This window comes from Allobosea sp. P1_B10 (assembly GCF_056406735.1).
Genome location: NZ_JBFTZP010000012.1, coordinates 21,410 through 41,734, shown reverse-complemented (window position 1 = coordinate 41,734; position 20,325 = coordinate 21,410). Strand labels below are relative to the sequence as shown.

General features: G+C 63.4%; 20 protein-coding genes and 4 pseudogenes. 14 read left to right on the top strand and 10 right to left on the bottom strand.

From position 1 onward, the window contains the following. The first annotated feature begins 1 nt into the window (after position 1). From AC1D2L_RS20890 to AC1D2L_RS20850, 9 genes and pseudogenes are all read left to right on the top strand, one after another. On the top strand, positions 2-1,375 hold the full coding sequence (locus AC1D2L_RS20890; protein WP_476847819.1) for an MmgE/PrpD family protein: 1,374 nt from the start codon (positions 2-4) through the stop codon (positions 1,373-1,375). A 22-nt stretch (positions 1,376-1,397) separates the two neighbouring features. After that, positions 1,398-2,189 carry an aspartate/glutamate racemase family protein gene (locus AC1D2L_RS20885; protein WP_476847818.1) on the top strand — a complete coding sequence of 264 codons (792 nt, stop codon included), beginning with the start codon at positions 1,398-1,400 and terminating at the stop codon, positions 2,187-2,189. After that, the gene (locus AC1D2L_RS20880; protein ID WP_476847817.1) at positions 2,186-3,073 is read left to right on the top strand and encodes an MBL fold metallo-hydrolase; all 888 of its coding nucleotides are present in this window, start codon (positions 2,186-2,188) and stop codon (positions 3,071-3,073) included. The genes AC1D2L_RS20885 and AC1D2L_RS20880 overlap by 4 nt, the downstream gene beginning before the upstream one ends. 45 nt (positions 3,074-3,118) lie before the next feature. Next, positions 3,119-4,144 (top strand): LacI family DNA-binding transcriptional regulator, encoded by a 1,026-nt coding sequence (locus tag AC1D2L_RS20875; RefSeq protein ID WP_476847816.1) that lies wholly within the window; start codon positions 3,119-3,121, stop codon positions 4,142-4,144. 9 nt (positions 4,145-4,153) lie between these two features. Further along, positions 4,154-4,678: a PaaI family thioesterase gene (locus AC1D2L_RS20870; protein ID WP_476847815.1), complete on the top strand. Its 525-nt coding sequence runs from the start codon at positions 4,154-4,156 to the stop codon at positions 4,676-4,678. A 248-nt stretch (positions 4,679-4,926) separates the two neighbouring features. Next, positions 4,927-5,898, top strand: a complete 972-nt coding sequence (locus tag AC1D2L_RS20865) for a Bug family tripartite tricarboxylate transporter substrate binding protein (RefSeq protein ID WP_476847814.1) — start codon at positions 4,927-4,929, stop codon at positions 5,896-5,898. 120 nt (positions 5,899-6,018) lie between these two features. Next, positions 6,019-6,132, top strand: a pseudogene (locus AC1D2L_RS20860) (ATPase); the annotation flags it as partial. A gap of 149 nt (positions 6,133-6,281) precedes the next feature. Then, on the top strand, positions 6,282-6,404 hold the full coding sequence (locus tag AC1D2L_RS20855; RefSeq protein WP_476847882.1) for a hypothetical protein: 123 nt from the start codon (positions 6,282-6,284) through the stop codon (positions 6,402-6,404). Further along, positions 6,380-6,817: pseudogene (locus AC1D2L_RS20850) on the top strand (IS3 family transposase); the annotation flags it as partial. The gene AC1D2L_RS20855 and the pseudogene AC1D2L_RS20850, both read left to right, overlap by 25 nt. Before the next feature lie 729 nt (positions 6,818-7,546). Here the strand turns inward: AC1D2L_RS20850 and AC1D2L_RS20845 are convergent. Then, positions 7,547-7,762 (bottom strand): hypothetical protein, encoded by a 216-nt coding sequence (locus AC1D2L_RS20845; protein ID WP_476847813.1) that lies wholly within the window; start codon positions 7,760-7,762, stop codon positions 7,547-7,549. A 4-nt stretch (positions 7,763-7,766) separates the two neighbouring features. Further along, the gene (locus tag AC1D2L_RS20840) at positions 7,767-8,042 is read right to left on the bottom strand and encodes a DUF1488 family protein (protein ID WP_476847873.1); all 276 of its coding nucleotides are present in this window, start codon (positions 8,040-8,042) and stop codon (positions 7,767-7,769) included. Positions 8,043-8,522: 480 nt separating this feature from the next. On the opposite strand from AC1D2L_RS20840, the gene AC1D2L_RS20835 reads away from it, so the two are divergent. After that, entirely contained in the window at positions 8,523-10,223 is a 1,701-nt protein-coding gene (locus AC1D2L_RS20835) for an AMP-binding protein (protein ID WP_476847812.1), read from the top strand. A gap of 207 nt (positions 10,224-10,430) precedes the next feature. On the opposite strand, the pseudogene AC1D2L_RS20830 reads toward AC1D2L_RS20835, so the two are convergent. Next, positions 10,431-10,667 (bottom strand): annotated as a pseudogene (locus tag AC1D2L_RS20830) (YciE/YciF ferroxidase family protein); the annotation flags it as partial. Here AC1D2L_RS20830 and AC1D2L_RS20825 point away from each other — a divergent pair. Continuing rightward, a pseudogene (locus AC1D2L_RS20825) lies at positions 10,567-11,028 on the top strand (DUF6766 family protein). The pseudogenes AC1D2L_RS20830 and AC1D2L_RS20825 sit on opposite strands and share 101 nt — an antisense overlap. Before the next feature lie 177 nt (positions 11,029-11,205). Here AC1D2L_RS20825 and AC1D2L_RS20820 read toward each other — a convergent pair. From AC1D2L_RS20820 to AC1D2L_RS20795, 6 genes are read right to left on the bottom strand one after another with little or no spacing between them, the layout of a single operon-like run. After that, complete coding sequence (locus AC1D2L_RS20820) at positions 11,206-11,931, bottom strand: carboxymuconolactone decarboxylase family protein (RefSeq protein WP_476847811.1); 726 nt, start codon at positions 11,929-11,931, stop codon at positions 11,206-11,208. A 34-nt stretch (positions 11,932-11,965) separates the two neighbouring features. Then, complete coding sequence (locus tag AC1D2L_RS20815; protein WP_476847810.1) at positions 11,966-12,793, bottom strand: ABC transporter permease; 828 nt, start codon at positions 12,791-12,793, stop codon at positions 11,966-11,968. A 14-nt stretch (positions 12,794-12,807) separates the two neighbouring features. Next, positions 12,808-13,593 (bottom strand): ABC transporter ATP-binding protein, encoded by a 786-nt coding sequence (locus AC1D2L_RS20810; protein WP_476847809.1) that lies wholly within the window; start codon positions 13,591-13,593, stop codon positions 12,808-12,810. After that, on the bottom strand, positions 13,593-14,663 hold the full coding sequence (locus tag AC1D2L_RS20805) for an ABC transporter substrate-binding protein (RefSeq protein WP_476847808.1): 1,071 nt from the start codon (positions 14,661-14,663) through the stop codon (positions 13,593-13,595). Before AC1D2L_RS20805 ends, AC1D2L_RS20810 begins: the two co-directional genes overlap by 1 nt. A gap of 19 nt (positions 14,664-14,682) precedes the next feature. Further along, positions 14,683-15,153 carry a heme-binding protein gene (locus AC1D2L_RS20800; RefSeq protein WP_476847807.1) on the bottom strand — a complete coding sequence of 157 codons (471 nt, stop codon included), beginning with the start codon at positions 15,151-15,153 and terminating at the stop codon, positions 14,683-14,685. Positions 15,154-15,173: 20 nt separating this feature from the next. Beyond that, positions 15,174-15,923 (bottom strand): SDR family NAD(P)-dependent oxidoreductase, encoded by a 750-nt coding sequence (locus AC1D2L_RS20795; RefSeq protein WP_476847806.1) that lies wholly within the window; start codon positions 15,921-15,923, stop codon positions 15,174-15,176. A gap of 116 nt (positions 15,924-16,039) precedes the next feature. Here AC1D2L_RS20795 and AC1D2L_RS20790 point away from each other — a divergent pair, with 116 nt between their 5' ends. Next, positions 16,040-17,653, top strand: coding sequence for a GMC family oxidoreductase (locus AC1D2L_RS20790; RefSeq protein ID WP_476847805.1), 1,614 nt, complete (start codon positions 16,040-16,042; stop codon positions 17,651-17,653). 32 nt (positions 17,654-17,685) lie between these two features. On the opposite strand, the gene AC1D2L_RS20785 is transcribed toward AC1D2L_RS20790, so the two are convergent. After that, positions 17,686-18,393 carry a carboxymuconolactone decarboxylase family protein gene (locus AC1D2L_RS20785; RefSeq protein ID WP_476847804.1) on the bottom strand — a complete coding sequence of 236 codons (708 nt, stop codon included), beginning with the start codon at positions 18,391-18,393 and terminating at the stop codon, positions 17,686-17,688. A gap of 44 nt (positions 18,394-18,437) precedes the next feature. On the opposite strand from AC1D2L_RS20785, the gene AC1D2L_RS20780 reads away from it, so the two are divergent. Then, entirely contained in the window at positions 18,438-19,199 is a 762-nt protein-coding gene (locus AC1D2L_RS20780; protein WP_476847803.1) for an SDR family NAD(P)-dependent oxidoreductase, read from the top strand. Positions 19,200-19,298: 99 nt separating this feature from the next. Further along, a complete protein-coding gene (locus AC1D2L_RS20775; RefSeq protein ID WP_476847802.1) occupies positions 19,299-20,105 on the top strand; it encodes a GntR family transcriptional regulator in 807 nt (268 codons plus the stop codon). Positions 20,106-20,325 lie beyond the last annotated feature (220 nt).

Below are 20,325 nucleotides of genomic sequence, written 5' to 3'. Positions count from 1 at the left end.
CATGCAGGATATCACGCGTCAAGCGGCGGATTTTGTTGCCGCCATCAAGCTTTCCGACCTGCCCGACCGTTGTATCGAGGCTGCGCGTATCGGCATCGTCGACTGCGTCGGCGTCATGATTGCCGGCGCCGCCGAACAGCCGGTTCGCATCGTCTCCGCCATGCTGTCGGCGACGACCCAGAACGACGGCGCGCCGGAGATTCCGGCGGGGCGAAATCTGACCGCCTCGGATGCCGCGCTGGTCAATGGCGTCGCCGCCCATGTGCTCGACTATGACGATGTCGCGCTCGCCGGCCATCCCAGCGCGGTGCTGGTGCCCGCGATCCTGGCCGAGGGCTGGACACTCGATGTCAGTGGCGAGGAGGCGATCGCTGCCTATGTCGCCGGCTATGAACTCTGGGCGCAGCTCGCCGATCTGGAGCCGGGCCATCTGCACGAGCGTGGCTTCCATCCCACTGCCGTCATGGGCACGCTGGCGACGGCGGCCGCCTGCGCGCGCCTGCATAGGCTTGACGCTGAAAAGACTAGCCATGCCATCGCCATCGGCGCCTCGCTGGCCTCGGGCCTCGTCGCAAATTTCGGCACGATGACCAAGTCGCTTCATGCCGGCCGCACGGCGCAGTCGGGTGTGCTGGCTGCACGGCTGGCAGCGCAAGGCTTCACAGCCTCGCCCGACGCGCTGGAACACCGCACGGGTTTTCTGCGAGCTCATTCGGCCTCCGGCACGCCCGACATCGACAATGGCACGATCGATCTCGGCGAGAATTGGCGCCTCTCCGAGATCGGCATCAATGTGAAGCGCTATCCGACCTGCTATGCGACCCATCGCTCGATCGACGCCATGCTTGGCCTCGTCGCCGAGCATGGACTCAAGGCGCAGGACGTTCGTGAGATCCGCGTCCATACCGGCAGCACGCAGAAACTGATGCTGCGGAACGCCAGCCCGCAGACGGGCCTCGAAGCGAAGTTCAGCATGGAGTTCGCGATGGCGGCCGCGCTGATCGCTGGGCGTGTCGGGCTTGCCGAGCTGACGGACGGATTCGTCAAGCGCGAGGACGTCCAGGAGGCCTTTGGAAAGGTGGTCTGCACCACGACGGACGCGGTCATGTCGGGCGACCAGCCCTTTGCTCCCGACGATCGCGTCTCGGTCGTGCTCGCCTCTGGCGATGTTCTAGAGCACACACCGGTCGTCCACGCCAAGGGCAGTTGGCAGAAGCCACTGACGCGGGAGGAGCTCCAGGACAAGTTTCTGGATTGCGCCACTCGGGTCTTCGACATGGCACAGTCGGAGCGGCTGTTCGACCAGCTCTGGCGGCTCGATGAACTGACGTCGTTGCGCGAGCTCGAACTGGTCAGCCATGCGCCCCGTAGCTGAGCGCAAAGGGGAGGGCCGCTCGATGACCCGGATCTGGCACCAGTCCGTCAACGAGCTCGAGCATTTGCCGGTCTATAAAAAGGCCCTCGAGGATCACGCTCGCGAAGTTTTAGGAGACGAGGCGGAACTCGTTGTCCATGGCCTGCCGACGGGCACCTATGGAGGCCTGTCGGCGACGGTGGCATTGGGCAACGCCTATGCCTACCATCGGTTCCTCGGGGGGGTAATCGAGAACGCGATCCAAGCCGAGCGCGAGGGCTACGACGCCTTCGTGATCGGCTCGTTCAGCGAGCCTTTCCTGCGCGAAATCCGCTCGGCGGTCGACATTCCTGTCGCCTCGCTGACCGAATCGGGGCTCCTCGTCGGCTGTTCGCTTGGCCGTTATATCGGGCTGGTCTCCAACGCCCCCGCCGTGCAGTGGATGACGCGGACGGCGGTCGACAAACACGGGTTGGGAGCCCGCGTGCTCGATGTCGTCGCGCTGGATCCCCCGCTCGACGAACCGGCCCTGGCCGAGGCCTATGCCAATCCCCAGCCGGTCATCGCCAGCTTCAAGGTGGCGGCCGAGCGCCTCGTGGCGCGCGGCGCCGACGTCATCATCCCCGCCGAGGGCGTGCTGGCCGAACTGCTGGTGAGCCATGGCATCCGCGAGGTCGCCGGCGCACCCATCATGGACGTGGTCGGCGTCGCCTGGGCCTATGCGCTCATGCAGATCCGCCTCTGGTCCACCACCGGCCTGCGCGTCGGACGCGCCTGGCATCACCGGCGCGACGATCCAGGCCTCGTTACGCGTCTTTGGGAGCAACACCAATGAAAGCCGATTCCTTCGATCAGGTTCCGGCCGTCTACCATCGCCAGCTCGGCGACGTGCTCGTGACAGGGCTCAGCGACGGCTACATGGATATGGGCTACGACATCTTCCGCAACATCCCGGAAGACGAGGTCAAGGCGATCCTGGCGCGCGAGCATCGCATTTCGCCGCCGCGCATCTCGATCAACGTCTTTGCCCTGCGCTTCGGCGGAAGGACCTACCTCGTCGATTGCGGCTCGCAGCATTTCATGGGGCCGACCTGCGGGCGGCTGATGGACAATCTTGCCGCCGCCGGGATTTCCGCAGCTTCGGTCGATGGCGTCCTCCTCACCCATGTCCATCCCGATCATTCCAATGGATTGACCGATGTCACGACGGGGCAGCCGATCTTCCCCAATGCCGAGGTCATCGTCCATCACGCCGAGATCGATCATTGGTATGACGATGGTGCTATGGCAAAAGCGACCGAGCGCCAGCGACTGCGCTACTTCCAATGGGGGCGTGAGCAGCTCGATCCATACAGGGCCGCCGATCGCGTCAGGACGTTTCGCGATGGCGAGGTTCTGCCCGGCATCGTGGCGATCCCCTGTCCCGGGCATACGCCAGGGCACAGCTCATATGTCGTCACCTCGGGTGGCCAATCCATGATCATCTGGGGCGACACGGTCCATGTGCCGGAAATCCAGCTGGCGCGACCAGAGGTCGCCATGCAGTTCGACACCGATCCCGAACTTGGCGTCAAATCTCGGCAACGCATCCTGGACATGGTGATTGCGGATGATCTGCTCGTTGCCGGCATGCACGTGCATTTCCCCGGATTTGCCCGTATGAGCCGGGATAATGGGCAGTATTCTCTCGTTGCCGAGCAATGGGCCTATACGGCCTGATCGGTAGCGCAGATGTGCCCCGGCCGGGAAGACGACAGGTTTGCGATGGCGACGCGCGGCACGAAAAAAACGATCCGCGACGTCGCCCTGGCGGCGGGCGTCGCGGTAGGCACCGTATCGCGCGTGCTGAACGGTCACAGTACCGTCAAGCCCGAGATCAAGCGCCGGGTCCAGCGCGCGATCGACGAGATGGGTTATTCACCCAACGCAATCGCGCAGAGCATGCGGATTGGCTCGACATTCACGATCGGTTGCGTGCTGCGCGAGATCAATATCCCGCAGCTCGCAGGGTTCGTGCGCGCGGCCCACGATGTCCTGGACGAGGCGGGCTTCTCGCTTCTCATTTCCAATTCGGAAGGTCGCCCCGAGCGCGAGCGCGAACTTCTTGGCCGCCTGGCGCGGCGGCAGGCGGACGGCGTGATGATAGGCCCCTACACGCCTATCGCCGGTGAATTCGAGACGTTCCTGCGCGAACTCGGCGTTCCCATCGTGCTGGTCGATCGCGACCCTGTCGATTGGGCCGATGGCGTGATGGCCGACCATTCCGGCGGGACACGCCTGGCCGTGGAGTGCCTGCTGGGCTTGGGTCACAGGCGGATCGCGCTGATCACCGGTGAGAAAGGGCTCTATCCGGCCAAGGAGCGCATCAAGGGCTATTATCGTGCGTATGAGGGGTTTGGGCTGCCGGTCGACCCCGCTTTTGTGCAGACGGGGAGCTTTTTGCCGGGGGCGGGTTTCCGCTTTGCCTCTGCACTGCTGGGCCAGCGCAACCCGCCGACCGCGATCATCTCGGGCGGCCTGGATATGCTGTCGGGTGTCCTACGGGCGATTCGTAGCCGCGGGATGAGTGTCCCCGACGATATTTCGGTCATCGCTGCCGGTAACTCCGAACTCGCCGAGCTTCACACCCCGCCGATTTCGACGGTCAGTTGGGATCAGGCCGAGGTCGGGCGCATCGCGGCGGGCCTGCTGCTCGATCGACTGCGCGCTCAGGCGGCAGTGGAGGGACGTCATGTTCTCGTCCCCAACGAGTTCCATCTGCGGGCCTCGGTTGGGCCACCACGTGCCTGAGACGATGCCATGACCCACGCGGATAGGGATTTTCCAGTGCTGCTGGATCGAGGGCAAGACGCCGAGCCCGATGCTGCGCCGGTCCAGTCTGACGCACAGGCGGTGCCGTTCGATCCCGCCATGCGAGGCTGGGAAGTCTATGCCGATGACGGCTTCATCGGTCTGGTCGGACCGTTCTGGCAGAGGCAGCACAACGGCATGCTCGAATTCGGGCTTGTGAGCCAGGAGAAGCACAAGAACCGCCGCGGAGTCACGCAGGGCGGCATGATGATGACTTTCGCCGATCGCGCGATGGGCATGACCGCCTGGCTGCAGAATGGCTGCGAGCCTCAGGCCACCGTGCAACTCAACTACCAGTTCATCGACGCCGTCAGGCTAGGCGAGTTCGTCATAGCCAGGTGCCGGGTGCTGCGCATGACGCGCTCCTTGATCTTCATCGAGGCGACCCTGTCGGTCGAGGAGCGCGTCGTCGGCTCGGCACAAGGGGTCTGGAAGGTCCTGACGACGCGCGCGGCTGAAGCCAGCGCCGTGTGAATGCGAAAGGAGGTCAGCGCGAGGATCACTGATTGACCGCGACCTGACGGCCAGGCGGTTCTGGCAGCGTCGGCATTTTGGGAAGGCCGTGAAGGCTCCGCCCCCCCCCCCCCTGACCAAGCTGCTCTCAGACAGGACGAGCCGCCACGGCTGCGATCGCGAACTGTCGGTTAGGTTAGTCCGCATCTGCTTCAAAGCGGAGCGTATAAGACACAGCAAAAACAAATATGATGGGAGAGAACAACGCTATGAATTCAATTGCCGTGATCGCTTCACTGTTGCTGAGTTTTGCAATCGGACAACCTGCGCTCGCGCAGTCCTATCCAGATCGCAACATTCAGTTCGTCGTGCCCTATCCCGCCGGACAGACGACCGACGTGCTTGCGCGCGTGATCGCCGAGGATTTCCGGGAGATCCTGAAGGCGACCGTTTATGTCGAGAACAAGGGCGGTGCCGGCGGTATCCTCGGGATGAACTTCGCCAAGCAGGCAGCCCCCGACGGATACACGGTCCTGGTCACCGCGAGCGGCCCGACCGGGATCAATCCGTCCCTGTACAAGAGCCTGTCTTACGACGTCTTGAACGATTTCGTGCCCGTTGGCCTGATCGGTGTGGTGCCGCAGTTCATCATCGCCAAGTCCAGCATTCCCGCCAATAATCTGAAAGAGTTGATCGAGCACATCAAGGCAAACCCGGGAAAGCTCAATTACGGCTCCGGAGGCATCGGGTTGACCAACCATCTCACCATGGAGATGTTCTTGCACGCGGCCGGACTTCAGGTCGTGCATGTTCCCTTCCGCGGGGCCAGCCAGGCGATGCAGGGTCTGCTGGGCGGCGATGTCGAACTGATGGTCGAGTCCGGTCCTGTGGTGATACCTCAGATGAAGGAGGGAGCGATCAAGGTCTTCGCAACGGGAAGCCGCGGTGGCTCGCGGGCCTTGCCGGAGATCCCCAGCGTCGAAAAGGCCGGGAATCTTCTAGGATTCGACGCAGCCTCCTGGGCGGTGATGCTTGTACCCGCCAAAACCCCGCCCGCCATCGTGGAGAAACTCCACAGCGCTCTGGTCGCGTCATTGGCAAAGCCGAAGACGAAGGAGCTTTTCGAAACACTAGGTGTCGACGTGTCTGTGCTGAGCCCGGCCGCCACCCAAGCCTTCATCAAAACCGAGATCGACCGTTGGGGCAAAATCATCCGCGACGCAAACGTCCCCCTGAACTGAGCCGCTGACGGATTGGATCGCGTCCACCGATGGCTTCGTGGACCCTCGAATGAGGTGGTTCATGGAGTCTTGGGGGCATGAACCGCAAAGTAGTCGGGCAAAGGATCACGATGATCCTGTTCCCTCCGGTTAGGGGACGCCAAGATGACACGGCGCTCCTCGACCGGCTGGACCCATCACTGCGACATCGTCGAGACGGGCAACGAGAGCTGGCGCTTCAAGAACAGGCTCTGAGGCAACTGCGCCGCCTGCAACCCGGAGCCGGCGCGGCTGCGCAACCCCTACCAGCTGCGCCGCGCCACCTCCTCACCGCCTCAGCTCAGCAAGGGGTCAAGATTGGACGCCGATTGGGGGGCAACATTGCGTGCCGTTTGACAACCAGATTGGCTGCAAGCGCCGGCCAGGCAACCATAACTCAGAGCGTCGTCGTGATCGACATCACGCTGGGCCGGCAGTTCGATGTGGCCGCGCCCGAGTGGGAGGCTTTGGCTATCTGGCTGTCGTGATTGACCTGTTTTCACGGTGCGTCATCGGCTGGTCGCTGCAGAGGCACCAGACCACAGACGTCGTGTTGCAGGCGCGGCTCATGGCGGTGTGGCGAAGGAAACCAAAGGCCAAGGTCCTGGTTCACTCCGACCAGGGCTCGCATTTCACCAGCATGGAGTGGGCCGCGTTCCTCAAGCTCCACAACCTTGAGCATTCGATGAGCCGGCGGGAAAACTGCCACGACAATGCGATGGCCGAGAGCTTCTTCAGTCTGCTCAAGCGAGAGCGGATACACCGCAAAACCTACTGAAACCGAGAGGAAGCATGGCAGGACGTGTTCGAATATATCGGGATGTTCTACAATCCGAAGCGCAAGCACGTCAGAATCGGGATGCTGTCACCCGTCGAGTTCGAACGGCAGCAGAAAATCTGAACCGGGGGCGTCTACCAAACTCGGGGCTATTCACTCACTGGATTTCAACGCGCGAACAGCTGGCGAGATCAGCGTGGACGACAAACTCGCCGATGGGGCTGTCGAGACGGTCGTCCAGGCCATCGGGAGCGACCCGAGTCCTTCGGATGACCCAGAACAATGAGAATCCCGATGGCTCGTTCGCATTCCCGCCCAAAGGCGGGCTGAGGTGCTGTAGCCGAGCAAGGCTTCAGATTGCGCCCGTCGCGGGTCTTTCGACGACTCGAGCCGGAGCGATCACGACACGGCTATCAAACGGTTTGGTGCCGGGCTGCCATTCGGCGCCGCATAGGCACCTGCAAAAATTTTCCGATCCCTTACAAGCTTACGGCGACACGCAAAGGGCGACGTCCTTTCGCGCAAGGCTATGCGGTGGGTCGCTCAGCCGAGGATTTTAGCGTCCGCAGCCTCATTACCCAACCTCACGAGCGGGCTGCCGGCAGTGGACATGTGGTTGCGCACCCGTGCTGGAATCGGTGAGCGCTATCGTTCCGCGAGGACCGACGCCTGACTCGCATGGCCCCCTGTCGCCTTCGCCAGCCGCAGGGCTTTCAGCCGGGCCGTATTCGCATCGCGATCTTTCTCTAACTCCTCCGCCTCGGACATAACTCGCGCCTGCGCCGAAGAGCGGTTTTGAACTCGCAAGGACACGTTGTCCGCATCGGTGCGAAGTTTCGATTTTGTCATAGCCTAACCTTTCGCGCTGTCGGCGACGGCGGCCAACTCGATCTCGTGATGGTCGATGGCTCGCTCGCGCCCGTCCGGTCCACGGACGCGGTACTGCGCCTCCCTGTTGTCGCGCGCCGGCATCAGCCAAGTGATCTCGAAGGGGCCGACGCGAGGCTGGATGCCGAAATCCCGCGTCAATTCGACGAGATCGCCAAGCTTGTAGGGTGGGTGGGCCATATCGTCAGCCTCTTCCTGTCACTTCGGCGGCTGTAATACGGTGGTAGGCTCCCTTGCCGCGGCCATAGGCCGTCGCTGCCATGTTCAGAATTGCATCGCGGTGGCTATCGAATGTCGCCAGCATGTGTGCCTCGCTATCGCCGGTGCCGGCCCCTAGCTTGCGCAGCGCCTCGATCTCGATCTGGAAGGTGATCTCCAGCGAGGCGTCCGAGCCCCAGAAACTGACACAGTCGCGGCCGGGATCGAAGCTGCGGACAGGGTTGGGAAAATTCAATGCCATGATGGCCAATCTGTTTCCCCGGCCCCGGACGCCAGGAAGGCGGCGGGAGGGATCAATTCCGAACGATCAACCGGCAGCAAAATGAGCAGTCGATCGGCAGCGGCGGTTTCACAGAGCATCTGCCGGGATGGCAGCTGTTCTCGACCAGAGTCGCAGATGGGGAAGCCGGGGTCCGAATATAAGGCCCGACGCAGAGCCCGCTCGAATAAAGCCGGGACCCTTCGCATTGATATCATGCTTATCGAGGGCGATTGCGCGCAGGAGGCTGACGCAAGGGAAGCTTGTAGGTAAGTTGAGCCGATTTGTCCTTGTCTCCAGGTCTGGAACGGCGAACGATGAGCTTTTGTGCCGGCGAGATCCCGCATCGCCTTGCTTACTGCCCGTTGCGACCTGTCAGCGTACCGGCCCTTCATGTCGCTCCGTGCGCCGTGAAGCAGCGGGATTTGAAGTCCTCCATATGCCCATGCCCAAGCAGGACCGATGACCATGGATGAAGCCACCTACTTTGCCCGCCTGCACGCGCTGCACAGCGCCGCATGGCCTTCGGGCGTCTCGCGCCTGCCACACTATCCTCTGGGCGAGATCGCGATCAGCGAGCATTTGCGCGAATGGGCAAGGCGTCAGCCCGACAAGCCATGCTGCATCTTCTACGGTCGCGAGGTCAGCTATCGGGAATTGAACGATCTGAGCGAGCGCTTCGCGGCACTGCTCCATGATCACGGGGTGCGAAGGGGGGATCGCGTCGCCGTGTTCCTGCCCAACAGCCCGCAATTCATGCTGGCCTTCTTCGCGATCCTCAAGCTCGGCGCCGTTCATGTGCCGGTGAACCCGCTCTTTCGCGAAGCCGAACTCGCCTATGAACTGAATGATACCGGCGCGAAGATCATCGTCTGCCTCGACAGCCTGATGCCTCTGCTGCGTCGGGTCAAAAGCCAGACGCCGGTCGAGAGCGTCTTCGTGACAAGTTTGGCCGAGATGCTGCCCGACGCTGCCAGCATACCAGTGCCGACGGCTCTGCTGCAGCCGAAGATCGCCTGCGACGATGCGATCGATCTCCTGCCGGCGCTGGCGCAGGTGACGACGCCTGCACCATTCGTGAAACCTGATCTCGATGCGATTGCTGCGCTGAACTATACCGGCGGGACCACGGGCATGCCGAAGGGCTGCATCCACACCCAGCGCGACATGCTGTATACGGCCGGGACCAGCCTGGCTGCGAGCTTTGCGCTGTCACCCGATGATGTCGTCATCAATTTCGTGCCGATCTTCTGGATTGCCGGCGAGGACGCCGGGCTTCTCTTCCCGCTCGTGGCGGGCGCGACCGTTGTGCTGATGGCGCGCTGGGACGCGGTGGGCTTCATGACCGCAGTCCAGCGTTACAAGGCGAGCTTCGGCTATCTGCTCGTCGACAACACCGTCGAGGTGCTGGAGCATGCGCAGGCTCCATCCTTCGATCTGAGTTCCCTGCGTAAGGTCCGCGTGTCGTCCTTCGTGAAAAAGCTGAACCCGGATTTCCGGGCACGCTGGCGGGCACTGACGGGCGCCGACATGATTGAGGCGGCATGGGGCATGACCGAAACCCACACTATGGACACCTTCACCCTCGGGATGCAGGTCGACGATTTTGACCTGCTGTCCCAGCCCGTTTTCGTCGGCTTGCCGGTGCCCGGCACTGATTTCAAGATCTGCGACTTCGATAGCGGCGCACTGACGCCATTTGGGGAATCCGGCGAGATTTGCGTGCGAACGCCCTCACTGTTCAAGGGCTATTGGAACCGACCCGACGCGACGGCGGAGGCGATCAGGAACGGCTTCCTGCACACCGGCGACATCGGCGTCATCGATGACCAGGGCTACCTGCATTTTCTCGGCCGTCGCAAGGAGATGCTGAAGGTCAAGGGAATGAGCGTGTTTCCGGCCGAGATCGAGGCAATGCTCGGCCAGCATCCCGGCATCGCCGGTTCAGGCGTGATCGGGCGCGAGGATGCCGAGCGAGGACAGGTTCCGGTCGCGTTCATCGCACTGGTTGATGATGCGTCGGGGCTGACTGAAGCAAAGCTGAGGGATTGGTGCCGCGACCGAATGGCGGCCTACAAGGTTCCCGAAATCCGGCTCGTGCTGGCACTGCCGATGACCGCAACGGGAAAGGTCAAGAAAGAAGAACTGCGCGCGCTGCTCTGATCGGATTCCGGCGTTAGGATCAACTCTGAAGTCGGCGAGCCAGTATTGACGCAGAAAGACCCACCGAGTGCCGCTCGGCGGGCCTTTCAGAAGGCGTTGTGAGATGCACGCCGCCTTTTTGGCAACGGCGGCTGAGTTCGCTGGCGCGCCAAGTTGCGTCAACAGCTTGTCGGTCTTGGTTTCCTCTGCAAGCGTCGCATCCAACAGAGTGACGGCACCCTTGTGGCCGAGTTGCTGGGCCCATGCATTCAGCGTGCCGTAGCGCGTCATTTCATAGTGCTCGACGGCTTGAGCGGAGGCCACCAGTCCGGCGTCAAGTGCAGGGCTGTCGGCATAGTCCTCCATGACCGCCTTGCCGTCCTCCAGGATGCCGCGGATAGCGTCGCATGTCTTTCCTCTAGGCGCCTTGCTGATCACCTCGAACACGTCCCCGACGCTCGACATGCTCCTCAGTCTCGGCGCGATTCGTCTCGAAAGCCTTCCTCCGCGGAGAGGCGGTTGGGTGCGCGCTGTCTATGAGAGATCCCTCGGCATCGCGCTCGTACTTCTGTTCTTGATGTCGTTCGGTCTTCATTTCTGGGGCAGCCTGGATGCGGCCAATGCTGAAGCGTTGCTTCATGGTCACCCGCTGCAATGCGCGACAGAATACTTGGCTGACAGCAGGTTCTGGTTCGAGTCGTTCCAGAACTGGTAATCGGAGTTTCTCTCGACGGCAGTGATCGTCGTCCTGTCAATTTTCCTGCGACAGAAGGGGTCGCCGGAATCCAAGCCGGCCAATGCGCCACACGCCGCAACGGGCGGATAGACCTTCGATGCGCGCCCACCCAGCGCGCGCTGCATCAGGCCCCAGGCGCCGGTGCGAGAGAGAGCCGGGAAGGCGAGAATACTTTCGCAGACATTAATGCCTCGGCGTCTCTATTCGGTGACGCAGTTGTCGAACCGCAACCGCGTTCCAACCAGTCGATCGAATTGGTGCCTCCGGTTAGTTGATTTCCGGCATCTCGTGGCCGCCCTGGCGCGGCGTGGAGGCCCAGACGCGGTAGCGCGCGGAAGGCTCGACCTCTCCGCTTGCCATCATCTCGGTCCAGACCCCGCAGGCGTCGAGGAAGTGGTTGACCCCGACAGGCCACATGATCAGGCTGAGCGCTTCCACCAGCGCATCTTCCGATGCCCGCAGGCTGTACAGCGCCTTGATATGGGCCTTGAGGCCCCAATGGCGTCCAAGGGTTGCCTGCAGGCCGGCGATGGCGAGATGGCACAGTGCGGATGGCAGCACGGTCTCGTCGAGCAGCTTGTCGAACGCCGTCAGATAGGCGCCATGGCCGGCTAGCCCCGGAAACGGTTCGCTCCAGTGGCGATCCATGAAGGCAAAGGCTTCGGCGCCGAGCGCAAAGGCACAGAGCCGGGTCAGCAATTCGGCCTGAGCCTGCGTTCCACCGGCCTTGAAGAACAGTTCGACGTGATGCGTGCCGATCGCCTCTTTCGCGGCGACCAGGATGGCGAGCCAGACGACTTCGCGCTCGAACGGGGTGAGATGGCGGTCCGTCTGCGTCAAAGCCGCATACATGCGGAAATAGGCATCCTGCAGGTCGGGCGCTGCGATCGCCATGGCGCCGTGATGCGGCAGCAGGAAGCCCCGCTTCTGGCGAAGGGCCTCGATCCGTTCCCGCAGTTCGGCGGGAACGCTGCTGTCGTCATCGGCGGTCATGGGCGGGTTGCTCTCTCTTGCCGTGGCGCTCCGGTCAGGCCCGCCAGCGCAGCAGCCTGGCCTCGGTCGCCTTTAGGATGCTGTTGATGATGGCGCCTACGATGGCCAGTATGATGATACCCGCGAACACCGAATTGGTGTCGAAGAGACCTGTCGCCTGGGCGATGATGAAGCCGATGCCGCGGTTGGACGACATGAATTCGCCGATCACAGTGCCGACCAGCGCGTAAGGTACCGAGACCTTCAGGCCGGTGATGACCCAGGCCGTCGCCGAGGGGATGATCACCGTCCGCATCACCGCCCATTGCGAGGCGCCCATGATCTGCGTGGCGTGGATGTAGATCGGGTTGACCTCGCGGACGCCCGAGAACGTGTTCAGGAACACGACGAAAAAGACGATGGAGGCCGACACCGCGATCTTGGATTCGATGCCGATGCCGAACCAGATGATGAAGAGCGGGGCGAGCGCGAGCTTCGGGATGCTGTAGAGCGCGGTGATATAGGGGTCCAGGACTTCAGCCAGGAAGGCGAACTTGCCGAATGTCAGGCCCAGCGCGAAGCCGATCGCCGAACCGATCGCGAAGCCGATCGCGGTCGCATAAAGCGTGATCGAGAGATGGCGGAACAGTTCGCCGTTCATAAGCCAGGTGTAGAGCTTGCCGAAGACGGCGCTCGGCGAGGACACGAAGAACGGGTCGATCAGCCGGCCCGAGGCGTATTGCCAGAAGCTCAGGAAAAGGATGCCGAAGGCGGCCTGGCAAACATAGACCATGATCTTGCGGCGGGCGAGGCCAGCCTCGAACGCCGCGACGGCCTTCGAAGGGGCGGCTGTCCCGACGGCGGCGCTTTCATCGATACGCATGCTGCTTCCACCGCTCACAGGTCTTCCCCCTTGGCAATTTCGGGAGAGAGTTCACGCCACAGGTTATCGTAGGCGGTTTCGAATTCAGGCAGGAAGCGGACTTTGAAGACGTCGCGCGGGTAGGGGATGTCGATCTGCTCGACATATTTGATCTTGCCCGGCCTTCCAGAAAACACGACCACGCGCGAAGCCAGCGCGATCGCCTCCGCCAGATCATGGGTCACGAACACGATGGTCTTCTTCTGCTCTTGCCAGATCTTCAGCAATTGCTGCTGCATCACCAGCTTGAGCTGCGCGTCGAGAGCACCGAACGGCTCGTCCATCAGCAAAGTGTCGGGACCATAGGCCAGCATCTGCGCCAGCGCGACGCGCTTGCGCATGCCGCCCGACAACTCCTTCGGGAAGGCCTTGTCGAAGCCCTTGAGATCGACGAGTGCGAGCATCTCGGCCACGCGCTTCTGGCGTTCGGCCGCCGGTACGCCCCGATATTCCAGCGGCAGGCCGACATTCTGCTCGACCGTCCGCCACGGCAGCACGCTGTCGGCCTGGGTCAGGTAGCCGACATTCCGGTTGATGGCCGTGACCTTGCGGCCCTCATGCATGATCGTTCCCGAGGTCATCGGGATGATGCCGGCGATCATGTTGAGCAGGGTCGACTTTCCGCAGCCCGAGGGGCCGACAAAGGCGACGAACTCGCCTTCCTCGATCTTCAGGGAGACATGGTCGAGCGCGACAACCTCCCGGCCGCGCCCGATATAGCGCTTGTCGACGCTGTCGATGCTGATGACCGCGCTCGCCATCACAGGGCCTTCATGGCGGCGGCTGCAATGGTCGGGTCGCTCACGGTGGCGAAAGTGAGGGTGTCCTGCAGCGGAGCCGCGCCCATCTGCTTGTTCACAGTGTTGATGAAGGCGATGTTCTTCTCCAACAACGCCTCCTTGGGCGTCGGATCGTCGAAGTAGATCGCGCCGTTATTGGCGAAAGCGAGCTCGAAGGTTGCAGGCTCAAGACCTTCGAACCAGTCCTTGGCCCAGGCCTTGAACTTCTGCGGATCGGTCTTGATCGAGCGCAGGGCCAGAGCAATACCGCGCGCGTAGCGTTCGAGCGCGTCGCGCTTGCTGGCGATCGTGGCCTCGCCGGTGGAGGCGACAATGTACTGGACCTCGCTGAGCTGGCTCGGTGGGTTCAGTGCCATCTGGAACAGATAGCCGCAGTTCTGACGCTGCACGGCCATGTCGGCGGTCGGCGAGGACAGGCAGAAGCCCTCGATGACGCCCTGCTGCAGGGCAGCCAGCACGGCCGGTCCCCCACCCTGGACGGGGACGAGTTGGAAATCGCGATTGGCATCCATTCCCGCCTGCGCGGCCAAGAAGCGGAAGAGCGCATCGGGTGCGGCGCCCGGGCCGGTGGTGCCGAGCTTGAGGCCCTTGAGCGCCTCGATCTTCGTCGTCTGCTCGGATTTCTCATCGACGCCGCGCTTGGCCAGGATATCGTTCTTGACCATGACATGGCTGGCATAGCGGCTGACTGTCGCGATGAAGGTGCGGATCTGCAGGTTCTGCGCCCGTGCGCGCAGCACTTCGCCGGGGTCGCCCAGCACGATGTCGACGCCGCCGCCCTGCAAAGCCGCAACGTTGGTGCCGCGGTTGGACGCGTTGGAGTTCACCTTGACCCGCGCCTCGGTGAAGAAGCCGGCCGCGGTTGCGTAATCCTCTGCCGCCCAGAGCCAGGACTTGGAAGTCGAGCGTAGCGTCGTCAGCTCGGGCATCGAAGCCTGGGCATGGACGATCTTCGGCAGGAAGGTCCCGGCTGCGACGCCCGTGGCAGTCACGAGCATCGAACGGCGGGAGAAGACGGTCTTGTCGGTCATGATCCTGTTCCCCTGTTTTTTAGGTCTGTGACTGCTTGTCTTCGACGATACACCGAACACGCGCCATGATCAGGCTGTGATCGCCCTCATGTGGCAGGCCCGAGACCGCCAGCGCGCCAACGATCTGGCCGTCCGCGAACAGCGGCACGCCCCCACCCATGTCGATCACCGCGTGCGGGTCTGCCCAGGCGACATCGGCAAGCGTCCGCCCGGTCGCGCGCAGGTGGTGGAACCACCACAGCGAACTGTGTCCGCAATTGAAGACGGTGTTGATCTTGAGATCGAGAAAGCGCTCGTTGTCCAGGCTCGTGCCGGCGCCGGCGAGGAGCAGGACGGTGCGCCGCCCCAGCACGATTTTGACCGAAAGCGGCGCCGGCGACTGCGCCAGCAGATCGAGGCCGAGACCATGCAGCGTCGCGGTATCGAGTGGAAGCCTTGCGAGGACCGGTTCGTCGGCCTCGACGGCCTTTTTGGCAGCTGCGTGATCCATCGTCGCTTGGCTCATTTCGCTCATGCCGCCAGGACGATGCCGCCGGTCACGTTCAGGATCGTGCCGGTCATGTAGGAGGAGTAGGGGCCGCACAGAAAGCGCACCGGACCCGCGACGTCATCGGCCGTGCCGATCCGACGAAGCGGGATCGCGGTCGGGTCCGGCTTGGAAAAAGCCTGGGTCATTTCCGTTGCGATCACCCCGGGTGCCACCGCGTTGCAGATGATGCCGTGCGGGCCACCATTGCGGGCGATATGCCGCGTCATTGCGGCGACGGCGCCCTTCGAAGCGGAGTACTCCGTGCCGACGATCACGCCGCCTTGATAATAGGCCATCGAGCTCACCAGCACGATCCGGCCGTAGCCGCGCTCGACCATGTGATCCCACGCCGCCGCTACGCAATGCTGGGTGCCGTGGACATTGACGTCGATGACGCGGTCCCACTGGGCCCAGTCGCCGGCCACGCTTCCGGGCGGGCAGATGCCGGCATTGCAGATCAGGATGTCGAGGCGGCCTTCGCTTGAGACGATGTCCTCGGCGAGCGTGGCACAGGCGGCTCGATCGGTCACATCCAGCGCGCGGCCATGGGCCTTTCCGCCGGCTGCCGCGATCGCGTCGACCGTGTCCGTGCAGGGCAGGATGTCTGTCGCATAAACAGTCGCGCCATCGGCAGCCAGCGCTTGGCAGATCGCGGCGCCGATGCCGCGCGCGCCGCCTGTCACCAGTGCGACTTGCCCCGAAAGCGGCGTGCCGGCCGAGCCTGACTGCATCGCTGTTCTCCCGCTTCCGCAGCGGGGTCTGATGCCCCGGAATGCTGCTCAGCTTGCACAATATGTTCTGCTTGTTATAAACAACGTACAAGTTGGCTGTCAAACGGGGCAAGCAGGTGGAATTCGACATCATCATCGTCGGAGCCGGCTCCGCGGGCTGCGTGCTGGCGAACCGGCTCTCGGCCGATCCAAGCCTGAAAGTTCTGCTGCTGGAGGCGGGCGGCACCGACTGGAACCCACTGTTCAGGGTGCCGCTGATGACGGGCGTGCTGCTGCGCAGCCGCTACGCCAACTGGTTCTATCGCACGGAGCCCGAACCGAACCTGGGCAACCGGAGCCTGTTCTGGCCGCGAGGACGCGTGCTCGGCGGGTCCTCGGCGATCAACGGGATGGTCTATACTCGTGGCACGCCGATGGATTACGACGGCTGGAGCCAGATGGGCCTGCCTGAGTGGTCTTTCGACAAGGTGCTGCCTGCCTTCAAGCGTACCGAGAGCTACCAGCCCGGCGGAAACGCCCTGCGTGGAGGCGAGGGGCCGTTGCCGGTCTCGCGGCCCAACACGCCCAACCCGCTGTTTGACGCCTTTGTCGCGGCAGGCCAGGAGGCGGGATATCCCTATAACCCCGATTTCAACGGCGCGACCCAGGAAGGCTTTGGGCGCTACGACTTCACGACCAAGGGCGGCGAACGCTGGAGCGCCGCGCGCGCCTTCCTCGATCCGGTGCGGAGCCGGCCGAACCTGACGATCAGGACCAATGCGCGCCTGCTGCGTGTCGTGTTCGATGGCGAGCGGGCGTCGGGGGTCGAGATTGCCAGCAATGGCGGCAGCGAAAAGCTCAGGGCCTCGCGCGAAGTCATCCTGTCCTGCGGCGCCGTCAATTCGCCTGCGGCCCTGATGCATTCGGGGATCGGCGACGCCGAACTCCTGCGCCGTCACGAGATCCCGGTGATGCGGGACCTGAAGGGCGTCGGCAAGAACCTGCAGGATCACCTGCTCGCCCGCGTCGAGCATATCTGTCGCGAACCCATCACGCTTTATGGCGCCCTGCGCGGTGATCGGGCCGCGCTGGCGTTGCTGCGGGCGCTCTTTTTCAAGAGCGGGCCGGCCGCCTCGTTCCCGCTAGAAGGCGGGGCCTTCTTCAAGTCCGACCCGGCGCTCGACGAGCCTGACCTGCAGTCGCACTTCCTGCCCGGCCTCTCGACGGCGGCGCTGCGACTGCCATTCCTGGCGCGCGCTAAGGCCAAGTATGAGGGGCATGGCTTCTTCGCCAATGTCTACCAGTTGCGCCCCCACAGCACCGGCGAAATATCGATCGGTAGCGCCGATCCCTTGGCGCCGCCGCTGATCAGGCCAAACTATCTGTCCGACCTCACCGATCTCGCGGTCCTGCGCGAGGGCGTGAAGGCCCTGCGAAAAGTCTTCGCGCAACCGGCCTTCGACCGCTTTCGCGGGGCCGAGCTGTCGCCGGGGCCCGATGTCGTCACCGATGGCGACATCGAAGCCTGGTTGCGCGCCACGGCCGACACGGTTTTCCATCCGGTTGGCAGTTGCCGCATGGGAATAGACGACATGGCCGTCGTCGACCAGCATCTGCGCGTTCGCGGCATCGCCGGGCTCAGGGTGGTCGACGCATCGGTCATGCCGCGGATGCCGTCGTCGAACACCCACGCGCCCACGATGATGGTCGCGGAGCGCGCGGCGGAATTCATCCTCGGAGCGGCGGCATGACCGCCGGCCGGTATCGGCCGGGGAGGGCGTTCTCAGCGCTTGTTGCGGCTGGCTTCGTCGAACCCGCCCTGACCAGACAGATTCGCCCAGTCCTGGAACGGCTGGGAGGCCGCCACTTTGCCTGCTACGATCAATTCGCGCCAGACGCGCGCCGCCTCGACGAAGTGCGGCACGCTACCAGGGAACATCGTCAGCGAAACCGCTTCCGCCAGTTCCAGCTCCGGCACCGCATCGTCGTAAGCTGCCACGATCTGGAGCGCGACGGCGTCCCAGCCCGCCTTGCAGACGAAAATGGACGCGACGGCCATATGGACAAGGCGCATCGGCACGTCGCCGGCGCTATTGTGGAGCGCGCGCAGGAAGATTGCCGCCGGGTCGCAATCGGGCAGATGGCCGAGCCAGTTCTTGGCGACGAAGCGATAGGATTCGAAGCCGAGCGCGAGCGCCGTGATCGTCAAAATGACCTCGATCTCGTCATCGGTGCCGCCGGCCGCCTTGAACTTTGCGATGTGATGCGTCGCGATCGCCTCGTCGGTGGCGATGAGGATGGCGAGCCAGACGAATTCGCGATCATGATGGCTCAGCACGCGGTCGGCCAGCGCGATCTGGGTATAGGCCGCGTCGTAGGCATCCAGCAGCGCGGGTGCCGTGATCGCCATCAGGCCGTGATGGGGCAGCAGGTAGCCGCGCTTGGCGTGGATGCCGGCAAGAAGGTCAACCAGATTCGGGGGGGTGGTCATCGGCAACATGTCTCCGGAACTCAATGGCGCCAAGGATTGCAGATATGACAAGTAATACAAGCTTGGCCGGTCGTCGCCTGGTGGTGACGGGAGCGGGGTCGGGCATCGGCCTCGCCTTCCTCAAGCTGGCCCTGGCGGATGGCGCCTCCTGCTTCGCCTTCGTGCGCGACGACGCAGAGCGCGATGCGCTCCTGCGCGAGGTCGCCGGCAGTGGCCTTGACGGCGCAAACATCGCCAGCGCGGATCTCACTGATTTCGTACGGTCCGCAGAGCGGGTGGGGCTGGCGAAGTCGTGGCTGGGTGGGCTCGATGGCCTGATCTCCAGCGCCGGCATCTTCGATCATCGGCCGGGGCTCGAGACAGGGATTGCCGACTGGCAGCGCGTGCTCGACATCAATCTCACCGCCGGCTTCACGCTGGCGCGCGATTGCGCGCTCGCGATGGGCGAGGGCGGCGGCGCCATTACCTTCGTGTCGAGCCAGATCGGCATCGTCGGGCACCCGCGTGCGGCAGCCTATGCGGCCTCCAAGGCCGCTCTCAACGGGCTGACGAAGGCGCTGGCTCTCGAACTGGCGCCGCGCGGCATAAGGGTCAACGCGGTGGCGCCTGGACCGATCGCGACGCCGATGACCGCCGTGGCGCGCGCCGATGCGCAGCGGGCCGACCGGATGGTCGCCAGTATTCCACTCGGCCGCTTCGGCGAGTCCGGGGAAGTCGCCGAAGCCTTGCGATTCATGACCTCGCAGGCAGCCTCCTTCATCACGGGCCAGGTGCTTTGCGTCGATGGCGGCGTTACCGCCGCGTGACTAGGCCCGATGTCTATCCCGCTTGCGGGCTGAAATCGCGTGACGCATGTGTTTGCCGTCGCGACCGGACGTGACGGCTACTGGTAGAGGTGAGTGGCAATGACCATCGGCTTGGGCAGGCGAACCGGGGATGCACGCCAGGAGATCGCGGCGCCGCTGCATCATCAGGTCTATGTCGTACTGCGCCAGCAGATCATCGATGGCGAGTATCCGGCCGGCAAAGCGTTGCCATCGGAGCACAAGCTCGAGGAACTCTTCAAGGTCTCGCGCATCACCGTGCGCCGCGCGCTCGACAGGCTGGCTCAGGAAGGCCTCGTGGTGCGCCGCCATGGCAAGGGCAATTTCGCCCAGCCGCTGATCACGCCGCCTCCGATCGATACCAACCTGCGCGGCATGCTTGAAAACCTGCTCGCCATGGGCCTGCGCACGCGCGTCGACCTCATCGAGTTCGACTATGTCTCGGCTTCGCCTGAAGTTGCGGCCCGTCTGGAACTGGAGCCTGGCGCGATCGTCCAACGCGTCGTCCGTGTCCGGCGCCATGAAAACATCCCCTTCTCCTTCCTGACAACCTATGTGCCGGAAGCTGTCGGGCGCACCTATGGCCCCGACGATCTCATGGAGCGCCCTTTGCTCAGCCTCTTCGAAAAAGCCGGCATCAAGGTCGCCCGGGCCGATCAGACGATCACCGCCAAGCTCGCCGACACGCGCGTCGCTCCCCTGCTCGAGGTCGAGATCGGCGCAGCGCTGCTTGGAATCCGGCGTATCGTCCGCGACGAGAAGGGCAAGACCGTCGAATTGCTCGAGGCGCTGTATCGCCCCGATATCTACGAATACCAGATGATGATGACCCGGAAGGGCAAGAAGGCCGAATTCATCTGGTCTGACAGTTCGACGATGACGCGATAACTATCGCCTGCCGATTGCTCACTCAATCTTCCGGTTAGCAAGCTCTGAAAGAGCCCGGCGCCATGATGCGGCTGGCATCCGCGCTTCCAGACAAGGAGTCGAAAAGCCTCGCGTCGGCGTCAGCTAACGTGGGGTTCACTACGAGCGTGAGCCCCGTCTAAACCGGCCCATTCATTGTGGTAAAAATCTGTGCAATCTCAAGTTGAACCGCGCCGGGTTC